This is a genomic window from Sphingomonas parapaucimobilis NBRC 15100 (assembly GCF_000787715.1).
GTDB classification, from domain to species: Bacteria; Pseudomonadota; Alphaproteobacteria; order Sphingomonadales; family Sphingomonadaceae; genus Sphingomonas; species Sphingomonas parapaucimobilis.
This window is the reverse complement of sequence record NZ_BBPI01000025.1, coordinates 61835-71929: the sequence shown is the minus strand read 5'-3', so window position 1 is coordinate 71929 and position 10095 is coordinate 61835. Positions and strand designations below refer to the sequence as shown.

The 10095-nt window shown below is 65.8% G+C and carries 8 protein-coding genes; 1 reads left to right on the top strand and 7 read right to left on the bottom strand.

The window, feature by feature from the left end; all coding sequences use genetic code 11:
• Positions 1–72: 72 nt before the first annotated feature.
• Positions 73–1239: an acyl-CoA dehydrogenase family protein gene (locus SP5_RS04720; protein ID WP_042484806.1), complete on the bottom strand. Its 1167-nt coding sequence runs from the start codon at positions 1237–1239 to the stop codon at positions 73–75.
• A 192-nt stretch (positions 1240–1431) separates the two neighbouring features.
• Between SP5_RS04720 and SP5_RS04715 the strand changes: the two genes are divergently transcribed.
• Positions 1432–3588, top strand: a complete 2157-nt coding sequence (locus tag SP5_RS04715; RefSeq protein WP_042484803.1) for a histidine kinase dimerization/phosphoacceptor domain -containing protein — start codon at positions 1432–1434, stop codon at positions 3586–3588.
• Positions 3589–3750: 162 nt separating this feature from the next.
• On the opposite strand, the gene SP5_RS04710 is transcribed toward SP5_RS04715, so the two are convergent.
• From SP5_RS04710 to tkt, 6 genes are read right to left on the bottom strand one after another with little or no spacing between them, the layout of a single operon-like run.
• Positions 3751–4236: a biliverdin-producing heme oxygenase gene (locus SP5_RS04710; protein ID WP_245613400.1), complete on the bottom strand. Its 486-nt coding sequence runs from the start codon at positions 4234–4236 to the stop codon at positions 3751–3753.
• Positions 4237–4256: 20 nt separating this feature from the next.
• On the bottom strand, positions 4257–5003 hold the full coding sequence (locus tag SP5_RS04705) for an HAD-IIB family hydrolase (RefSeq protein WP_042484800.1): 747 nt from the start codon (positions 5001–5003) through the stop codon (positions 4257–4259).
• On the bottom strand, positions 5000–5821 hold the full coding sequence (locus SP5_RS04700; RefSeq protein WP_042484797.1) for a Cof-type HAD-IIB family hydrolase: 822 nt from the start codon (positions 5819–5821) through the stop codon (positions 5000–5002). The genes SP5_RS04705 and SP5_RS04700 overlap by 4 nt, the downstream gene beginning before the upstream one ends.
• A complete protein-coding gene (gnd, locus tag SP5_RS04695) occupies positions 5818–6831 on the bottom strand; it encodes a phosphogluconate dehydrogenase (NAD(+)-dependent, decarboxylating) (protein WP_281177307.1) in 1014 nt (337 codons plus the stop codon). Before gnd ends, SP5_RS04700 begins: the two co-directional genes overlap by 4 nt.
• Positions 6832–6875: 44 nt before the next feature.
• Positions 6876–7997 carry a transaldolase gene (gene tal / locus SP5_RS04690; RefSeq protein ID WP_042484792.1) on the bottom strand — a complete coding sequence of 374 codons (1122 nt, stop codon included), beginning with the start codon at positions 7995–7997 and terminating at the stop codon, positions 6876–6878.
• Positions 7997–10084, bottom strand: coding sequence for a transketolase (gene tkt / locus SP5_RS04685; RefSeq protein ID WP_042484789.1), 2088 nt, complete (start codon positions 10082–10084; stop codon positions 7997–7999). The genes tal and tkt overlap by 1 nt, the downstream gene beginning before the upstream one ends.
• Positions 10085–10095 lie beyond the last annotated feature (11 nt).

Here is a 10095-nt window from a genome sequence, read left to right as displayed (position 1 = left end):
CTTGCCCCTCCACCACGCCCTGCGAGCGCGGTCCCCCTCCCCAAGCAAGCTCGGGGAGGAATGGGTTACGGTTCATTGCGCCACCTTTTCGATCTTGCCGATCAGTTCACGGCCGATCAGCATCCGGCGAATTTCGTTGGTCCCCGCGCCGATGTCGAGCAGCTTGGCGTCGCGCGCGAAGCGTTCGACCGGCCAGTCCTTGGTATAACCCGCCCCGCCCAGCGCCTGGATGGCTTCGAGCGACACCTTCACCGCATTCTCGCTGGCGAGCAGGATCGCCCCCGCCGCATCGAACCGCGTCGTCCGGCCTGCGTCGCAGCTGCGCGCAACGGCGTAGACATAGGCCCGCGCCGAATTGAGCGCGACATACATGTCGGCGATCTTGGCCTGGATCAGCTGAAACTCGCCGATCGCCCGGCCGAACTGGCGACGTTCGCGGACATAGGGCACGACCACGTCGAGGCACGCCTGCATGATGCCCAGCTGAATGCCCGCCAGCACCGCACGCTCATAGTCCAGCCCGCTCATCAGCACGCCAACGCCGCCGTTCACCGGCCCCATCACCTGCGCATCGCCGACGAAACAGTCGTTGAAGACCAGCTCCGCGGTCGGGCTGCCGCGCATCCCCATCTTGTCGATCTTCTGGCCGATCGCGAAGCCGCCCATGTCCTTCTCGATCAGGAAGGCGGTGATGCCCCGGCTCCCCTCACCTGTCTTGGCATAGACGACCAAGGTCTCGGCATAGGCCGCGTTGGTGATCCAGAACTTCGTGCCGTTCAGCACCCAGCCGCCGTCCGCCTTCACCGCGCGCAGCTTCATCGACACGACGTCGGACCCCGCCGACACCTCCGACATGGCGAGGCTGCCGACATGCTCGCCAGAGATCAGGCCGGGCAGATATTTCGCCTTCTGCTCCGCATTGCCCCAGCGGCTGATCTGGTTGACGCAAAGGTTGGAATGCGCGCCATAGGACAGGCCGAGCGAGGCCGAAGCCCGCGACACTTCCTCGATCGCGACGACATGTTCCAGATAACCCAGCCCCAGCCCGCCATCGGCCTCGGCAACGGTGATCCCATGCAGGCCCAGCGCGCCCATTTCAGGCCAGATGTCGCGGGGAAACCAGTCTTCCGCGTCCATCCGCGCGGCCAGCGGCGCGATCCGGTCGGTCGCAAAACGGCGGGTCGCTTCGCGGATCATGTCCGCACTTTCGCCCAGTGCGAAGTCGAAATCGTCGATCATGTCCTCTCCAGGCGGCTCTTTGAGTCCGTTGCGAAGCTTTAAACGGAAATTACCCAAACGCGCAATCTTCGTTCCATCCTGACCGATACTCCCTCCCCACCCGATCCCATATCGGATCGATTGCAGGATCCAGGGATTTGCAACCCCGTATGAAACCCGCCATGTGACGGATTGAGAGGAATTTTTTGCCCGATGGCCACTCGCTCCGTCGCCACTGATCCCAATCTGGACATTACCGCTTGCGATCGGGAGCCCATTCATATTCCCGGTGCCGTTCAGCCACACGGGTTGTTGCTGGTGGTCGACGCCACGACGCTGGAAGTGATCGCCGGCGCCGGGCCGATCGAGGAGCGATTGGCCGGGGACTGGCTGGGGCGTCCCGTAGCCGCCTTGCTGGGCGACGAGGTTGCACAGATGGTCTCCGACATGCCGATCGGTCCCGGCACGACGGTCGCCGCCGTGCCGGTCGAGGGTATCTCGGAACGCTTTTCGGTCACCGCGCACCGCGTCGCGGGCGAGCGCGTGCTGATCGAATTGGAAGCCGGGAGCGTCGATGCGCCCTGGGGCAAGGGCAGCCCGCTCAACTGGATCGATGCCGCCGTCACCAGTTTCGAGCGGACCGCCGACCTGCCCATGTTGTTCGAACGCGCCGCCGCCACCTTCCAGATGCTGACCGGATTCGACCGGGTCATGCTCTATCGATTCCTGGACGAGGATGCGGGTCGTGTCGTCGCCGAGGCGCGGTCGGCCGGGCTGCAATCCTTCCTCCATCATCATTTCCCGGCCTCCGATATCCCGAAACAGGCGCGCGCGCTCTACGTCCGCAATCGGACGCGCAGCATCCCGGATGTCGATTACGTCCCGGCCCCGATCCGGCCCGAAGGTTTCGAGACACTGGACCTCAGCGATGTCGGCCTGCGCAGCGTTTCGCCCATCCATGTCCGCTATCTGAAGAATATGGGCGTGGCGGCCTCGGCATCGATCTCGATCGTCAAGGACGGCGTCTTGTGGGGCATGATCGCCTGCCACCATTATACGCCCCGTCGCCTGTCGCCCGATCTGCGGGCCGCCGCCGCCGGTCTGGCCAGCGCGCTGGCGCGGCAGATCCGGGCGAAGGAAGAGGCGGAACTGTATCGCGAGCGGCTGCGCCTGCGCGCCGCGGAGGACAGCCTGTTGCCGCGCATCATCGGCATGGGCGACCTGGTCCCCGCCATACGCCGTTTGATGCCCGAGATGATGGCGATGATGGGCGCGACCGGCTTTGCCGTCGTCGAGCAGGGCAAGGTGTATCGCCATGGCACCTGCCCGCATGACCTGGCGATCCTCGACATCGCCGGCTGGGCCATGATCCGGGGCGCGGGCGACCTGTTCTTCACCCATGAGCTGCCCGCCCAGATGCCCGACGCCGCACCGCTGGCAGCGACGGCGGCGGGTATGCTGGCGCTGCCGCTGGTCGATGGCGGCGTCACGCTGCTCTGGTTCCGGGCCGAGCATGTCGAAGAGGTCGAATGGGCGGGCAACCCGCACAAGTCCGTCGCCCTGACGCCCGATGCGACGCTCAACCCGCGCACCTCGTTCGAAAGCTGGCGGGAGACGGTGCGCGGCCGCTCGCGCCGCTGGACGATGGAAGAGGTCGAGGCCGGGCACCGCCTGCGCCGGGCGCTGCACGATGCCGCGCAGAATTACCGGCTGCGCGGACTGAACACCGCCTTGCAGCGCACGCTCGACGACAAGGAAGCGCTGCTCGTCCAGAAGGACGTCCTGATGAAGGAGGTCGACCACCGGGTCCAGAACAGCCTCCAGCTCGTATCGTCCTTCCTGTCGCTTCAGGCCAAGGCGGCGGACGACCCCCGCGTGCGCGAGCAGCTGGTCGAGGCCCAGGCACGGCTGTCGGCCGTGGCGCTGGTCCATCGCCGCCTGTACCGCGACGACCAGATCCAGACGGTCGACCTGGCCCGCTATCTGGAGGATCTGGTCGGCGACATGAAGCAGTCGCTGGGCCGCGACTGGGCCGCGATGATGCGGCTCGATCTGGCGCCGGTGCTGATGCCGACCGACCGGGCGATTAACCTGGGGCTGGTCACGACCGAGCTGATCATCAACGCCACCAAATATGCCTATGGCGGCGCGGTCGGCCCGGTGACGATCACGCTGGAGCAATATGGCAACCGCCTGCGCCTGATCATCGCGGATCAGGGCCGCGGCAAGGGCGAGGAAGACCCCGGCCAGGCCCGCGGCTTCGGCAGCCGGATGATGGCGGCGATGATGCAGCGGCTGTCGGGGTCGATCGAATATGACGACAACCAGCCCGGGTTGCGGGCGATCGTGATCGCGCCGATCGCGGATTGAAGACCAGACCCTGATGTCCTGAAATGGACACCCCCCTCCCCTTCAGGGGAGGGGCCGGGGGTGGGGCGCTCCCGCAAGCGAGACGTTCATGGAAAGGCCCCACCCCAACCCCTCCCCTGAAGGGGAGGGGCGCACATTGGATTGCTGTAATGTCGCCCTTGTTCAAGCGGCCCTACGATACAGTCCAAAGACTTGCTCAGCCGCGACAACAGCCCGGTCGATCCAGGCCGCATTCCCGGCCGCCGCGTCCAGAGCATGGCGAAAGTCCCGCCATTCGCCCGGCCCGAAGCCCGATTCCAGATAGGTTTTGGGCAACCCCTCCCCCACCTGTCGGGCAAGCATCACGCCGCCCAGACGCGAGCCCTCCGTTACATAGAGCGCACCCCAGCGTGCGGCGTCTTCATCGGGAAGGGCAAAGGGTAACGGCTCGGGCATATCCTGCCCTAGAACCGCCAAATCCGCCGCCAGCGCCTCGCGCCGCGACCGCCAGGGAAAAGCGATGCTGCGCCGCGCCAACCAGCCCTCGACCGCAGGGAGCGCACGGGCGTGGGCGATCAGGAACGCCGTATAGCCTTCCCGATCGTCCAGCCGATAGGCGCCATAGGCCGCATCCACCGCCTCATGCGCCGCACCCGTGCGGGCACGCAAGGCAGAGGACGCGCTGTCGCTTACTTCAGGCAGGCGACGATTCCCGCGATGACCGCCAGCGTCTCTTGCGGATCGCGGACGCGCACCGTGTCCAGGCCCAGTTCCTTGGCGGGATAGTCGTTGCCGCCCGGGAAGATCGCGTCGCCGATGAACATCATCGCGTCGAGCGCAATGCCGCTGGCGTCGCGCAGCTTCTTCAGGCCGTACGCCTTGTCGACGCCCTCGCGGGTGATGTCGATCGAGGTCGCACCGCCCATGTTGATCGACAGGCCCGGCAGGCGCTGCTTCAGATCGGCCTGGATGATCTTGCGCTTTTCGAACTTGGGGTCCCAATGCTCCTTGGCGTCGATCGGCGCCTGCTGGCCGAGCGCGGAGAAGGTAATCTGGCTGCCGCGATCCTCGATCCGCTCGCCCCAGGTCTGCTCGGGCACGAAACCGGTCGCCTCCAGCGAGGCGTCGAACGCCTCCAGGATCTTGGCCTTGGTTTCGTCGTCGAACAGCTCGGCATAGACCGTAGTCCACTGGCCGTCCTGATAGGTGTAGAGCTTGGTGCCGGTGGTCGGCATCAGCCACAGCTTGGTACGGTCGGCGCGCTCCGGCAGGCGGCTCGCCACCTGCTTGTCGAACTGCGGCCAGTCGCCGCCCGAGATCACCGCGACATGCGCGACGTCGAGCAGGTCGGCCAGCGCCTCCCCCATCGGATCACCCAAAGGCTGTTTGCTTTCGGCCAGCGTACCGTCGAGGTCGAACGCAACCAGTTGCTTCATGAAGGCACTCCGATTCTGGGCAGGATAAGGGTATCGATGGCATAGGCCACACCATCGTCCGCGTTGGAACGGGTGTGTACCGAGATCTGTTCCCTAACAGCATCGGGCGCATTCGCCATCACGATCGGCAGCCCTGCGCGTGCCAACATGGGAAGGTCGTTGGCCTGATCGCCCAGCACGGCCACTTCCTCCAGCGAAACGCCGAACGCCCTGGCGAGCGTCGCCACGCCGTCGCCCTTGTTCGCCTTCAGCGCGGTCACGTCGAGATAATAGGTCTGCGACTGGGCGATGGTCGCTGCTGCCCCATGCGCCGCATTGGCCTTGTCGTGCAGGCCGCGCAGCAGCTCGGCGTCGTCGCTGACCAAAGTGATCTTGTCGACCTTGTCGACCAGCGCGGCAAAGTCCTGCGTGATCACCGGCTCCTGCGACGACGCCTTGCGCTCATGATCGACATGCTTGCCCTCGCCGCTGCTGGCGTACCAGCGGTCGTCGGCGAAGACCCAGATGGCGAGCGGCTGGTCCGCCGCCATCGCCAGCACGTCGTTCACGACCGCGACCGGCACCCGGAACTGCGCGTCGACCGAGCCGTCGCGGCGGAACACGGTCCCGCCGTTGAACGCCCCGATCGGCGCGTCGATGGACAGCTCGTCCGCCAGCCAGCCCAGCCCCGAACGGGGCCGGGCGCTGATGATGGTGAAGCCGACGCCCGCCGCCTCCAGCCGCTTGACGGCGGCGATGGTGGCGGCGCGCAACTTCTTGTCGGGGTCGACAAGCGTGCCGTCAACGTCCGACACCACCAGGCGAATGGGCTTCGTCATTGCGGGATTTCGGTGTGGCCGCCAAAGCCGAAGCGCATCGCCGACAGCACCTTGTCGCCGTACGTATGATCCACCCGGCTGCGATAGCGTGCGAAGAGCGAGGCGGTCAGGACGTTGGCCGGGACCTTCTCCTCCATCGCCGCGTCGATGGTCCACTGGCCCTCGCCCGAGTCCGCGACATGGCCCGAGAACTGTTCCAGCATCTCGTCCTTGGCCAGCGCGATGGCGGTCAGGTCGAGCAGCCAGGACGAGATCACGCTGCCGCGACGCCACACTTCGGCAATGTCGGTGAGGTTCAGGTCGAAGCGCTCGTCCTCGGGCAGCTTGTCGCTGTTCTTCGACTTCAGAATGTCGAAGCCCTCGGCATAGGCCTGCATCAGGCCATATTCGATGCCGTTGTGGATCATCTTGACGAAGTGACCCGCGCCCGCAGGCCCGGCATGGATATAACCCTTCTCGGCACGCTCATCGACCTTGTCGGCGACGCGGCCCGGCGTGCGGACGATATCGCCCAGACCCGGTGCGAGTGCGTCGAAGATCGGGTCGAGATGGTCGATGGTTTCCGTGTCGCCGCCGATCATCATGCAATAGCCGCGCTCCAGGCCCCAGACGCCGCCCGAGGTGCCGACATCGACATAATGGATGCCCTGTTCGGCCAGCATCTTGGAGCGGCGAATGTCGTCCTTGTAGAAGCTGTTGCCGCCGTCGATGATGACGTCGCCGTCCTTGGCCAGCTTGGCGATTTCCGCGATCGTGTCCTCGGTCGGGCCACCAGCGGGCAGCATCACCCACCAGATCGCCTTATCGGCGAGCTTGGCAGCCATGTCCTCCAGCCCGGTGGCGGCTTCCGCGCCGTCCTTGACCAGCGCCTGCACCGCCTCGTCGCTGCGATCCCAGGCCACCACCTGATGCCCAGCCTGCATCAGGCGGCGTGCAATATTGCCACCCATGCGGCCAAGGCCGACCAGACCGATCTTCATGCGGGAAACTCCATTACTGACATGAGAAATGAAAAGGCCCCCTCCCCGTGTCTGGGGAGGGGGCCGCCGGGGCCTCAGGCCGCCGGCTGCTTTTGCCCGATCGCGCCGAGCAGATCGTCGAACGCCTTGACGAAGGAGGCGACCCCCTCCGCGACCAGCGTATCGGTGACGCCGTTCAGGTCCAGACCCAGCCGGTCGGCCTCGGCCAGCACATGCTTGGCCTCGTCGATATCGGCGGTCAGCGTCTCGGCCACGGTGCCATGGTCGCGGAAAGCGTCCATCGTCTTGGGCGGCATGGTGTTGACCGTGTCCGGCCCGATCAGCGTGTCGATATAGAGCGTGTCGGGGAAGGACGGGTCCTTGGTCCCCGTCGACGCCCAGAGCAGCCGCTGCGGCTGCGCACCCTTGGCGGCCAGCGCCTGCCAGCGGTCGGACTTCAGGAAGTCCAGATACCATTGATACGCCATCTTGGCGTTGGCGATGGCGACCTTGCCGCGCACGGCCTTCAGCGCGTCCGACTCCGCGTCACCGGCCGCGATACGCTCGTCGATCTTCTTGTCGATCGCCGAGTCGATGCGGCTGATGAAGAAACTGGCGACGCTGGCGATCCGGTCGATCGGCTGCCCGGCCTTCACCCGCTCTTCCAGGCCCGAAGCATAGGCCTCGGCCACCTTGATATAGGCGTCGACCGAGAAGAGCAGCGTCACGTTGACGTTGATCCCCTTGGCGATGGTCGCTGAGATCGCCGGGGCGCCCGCATCGGTGCCCGGAATCTTGATCATCAGGTTGGGGCGGTCGACCGCATGCCACAGCTTCTCGGCCTCGGCGATCGTCGCGTCGGTGTCGTCGGCGATGTAGGGCGACACTTCCAGGCTGACATAGCCGTCCTTGGCATCAAGCCGGTCATAGACGGGCTTGAGCGTTTCCGCCGCCGCCTTGATATCCTGGATCGCGAGATGCTCGTAACGGTCGATGGTCGCCGCACCGGGGTTTTCCTTGTCGAAGGCGGCAAGCGTGGCGTCATAAGCGTCGCCATGCCCCATCGCCTTTTCGAAGATCGACGGGTTGGAGGTGACGCCGGTCAGCCCGTCCTCGGCGACGAGCTTTTCCAGCCCCTTCGCCTCGAGGAACTTGCGATCGACGAAATCGAGCCAGGGGGCGCAACCCTTGGCGCCCAGTTCCGACAGCTTGCTCATCACTTGGTCTCCAGCATTTCGCGGGCCACCTTCACGACATTGTCGTGGGTGAAGCCGTACTTGTCCTGCAACTTGGCGAGCGGGGCCGAGGCTCCGAAGGTCGACATGGTGATCGTGCGACCGTCGAACCCGACATAGCGGTCCCAGCCGATCGACCCGGCCTGCTCGACCGCCAGACGCTTGGTCACGGTCTTCGGCAGGACGCTGTCCTTGTACGCGGCATCCTGCATCTCGAAGCGATACCAGCTGGGCAGCGACACGACGCGGACCTTCACGCCGTCGGCCTTCAACGTCTCATAGGCATCCGCGACCAGCGACAGCTCGGACCCCGTTGCGATGAGGATGATGTCGGGTGTGCCCTCGCAATCCGCAAGGATATAGCCACCCTTCTTCACGCCCGAGGCCGGTGCGTACTTGCTGCGGTCGAGCGTCGGAAGCGCCTGACGCGAGAAGATCAGCGCGGTCGGGTGGCTGGCCGACTCGACGGCACAGCGCCACGCCTCGGCCACCTCGTTGGCATCGCCGGGGCGGATGGTGTCGAGGCCGGGGATGGCACGCAGCGTCGCCAGATGCTCGATCGGCTGGTGGGTCGGGCCATCCTCGCCCACGCCGATCGAGTCGTGCGTGAAGACGAAGGTCGCGCCCAGCTCCATGATCGCGGCGAGGCGGATCGGCGCGCGCATATAGTCGGAGAAGACCAGGAAGGTCGCGCCATAGGAGCGCAGGTGCGACAGCGCCATGCCGTCGACGATCGCGCCCATCGAGTGCTCACGCACACCGAAGTGCATATTGCGCCCCTCATAGCTGCCCGCCTGGAACGAGCCGCCATCCTTGATGAGCGTCTTGGTAGAGGGCGCGAGGTCGGCCGAACCACCGATCAGCCACGGCACCTTGGCGGCGATGGCATTCTGCACCTTGCCGCCGGAGTCGCGGCTGGCCACGCCCTTGGCATCCGCCTCGAACACCGGAATGTCGGCATCCCAGCCCTCGGGCAGCTTGTCGGCGAGCATCGCGTCGAGCTGTGCGGCGAGATCGGGGTGCGCGGCACGGTACTTGTCGACCATCGCGACCCATTCGTCGCGCAGCGGCTTGCCACGGCTTTCGATCGCCTTGCGGAAGGCATCACACACACCGTCGGGCACCAGGAACTTGGCGTCCTCGGGCCAGCCATAAGCCTTCTTGGTGGCACGGATCGCGTCGTCGCCCAGCGGCTCGCCATGCGCCTTTTCGCTGCCCGCCTTGGGGCTGCCATAGCCGATGACCGACTTCACGACGATGAAGGTCGGCTTGTCGGTGGTCGCCTTGAAAGTGTCGAGCGCGGCGGTCAGCGCGGCCACGTCATTGGCGTCATCGACATGCAGCACGTTCCAGCCATAGGCCTCGAAACGCTTGCCCACATCCTCGTCGAACGCCAGGTCGGTGCCGCCCTCGATCGAGATATGGTTCGAGTCATAGATCCAGCAGAGGTTCGACAGCTTCAGGTGCCCGGCGGTCGAGGCCGCTTCCGACGCGACGCCCTCCATCATGTCGCCATCGCCGCACACGACGTACACGTCATGGTCGAAGATCGGGAAACCCTCGCGGTTGAAATGCGCGGCCAGCCAGCGCTCGGCGATCGCCATGCCGACCGAGTTGCCGCAGCCTGCGCCCAGCGGACCGGTCGTCGTCTCGACACCCGTGGTGTGGCGATATTCGGGGTGGCCGGGGGTCTTGGAGTTGAGCTGGCGGAAGCCCTTCAGGTCCTCCAGGCTCAGCGCGGGCTTGCCCGACTTCTTGCCGTCCGCGTCGATCTCTTCGATCCCCGCCAGGTGGATCAGCGAATAGAGCAGCATCGAGGCATGGCCGACCGACAGCACGAAGCGGTCGCGATTGGGCCAGTCGGCATGGGCGGGATCGTAACGCAGGAATTTGGACCAGATGGTGTGACCGACCGGGGCCAGCGCCATCGGCGTGCCGGGGTGGCCCGAATTGGCCTGCTGCACCGCATCCATCGACAGGGTGCGGATGGTGTCGATGGTCAGGCGCTCGATCGACCCGTCCTCGTGGAGATGGCTGTCGGCCACGGCGGTGGTGGTGGCATCGGTCATGAAACTGGCCT

Coding starts and splice junctions, on each gene's coding strand:
- SP5_RS04720 (WP_042484806.1), bottom strand. CDS start 1,239: ATGATCGACGATTTCGACTTCGCACTGGGCGAAAGTGCGGACATGATC.
- tal (WP_042484792.1), bottom strand. CDS start 7,997: ATGAGCAAGCTGTCGGAACTGGGCGCCAAGGGTTGCGCCCCCTGGCTC.
- tkt (WP_042484789.1), bottom strand. CDS start 10,084: ATGACCGATGCCACCACCACCGCCGTGGCCGACAGCCATCTCCACGAG.
- SP5_RS04715 (WP_042484803.1), top strand. CDS start 1,432: ATGGCCACTCGCTCCGTCGCCACTGATCCCAATCTGGACATTACCGCT.
- SP5_RS04700 (WP_042484797.1), bottom strand. CDS start 5,821: ATGACGAAGCCCATTCGCCTGGTGGTGTCGGACGTTGACGGCACGCTT.
- SP5_RS04705 (WP_042484800.1), bottom strand. CDS start 5,003: ATGAAGCAACTGGTTGCGTTCGACCTCGACGGTACGCTGGCCGAAAGC.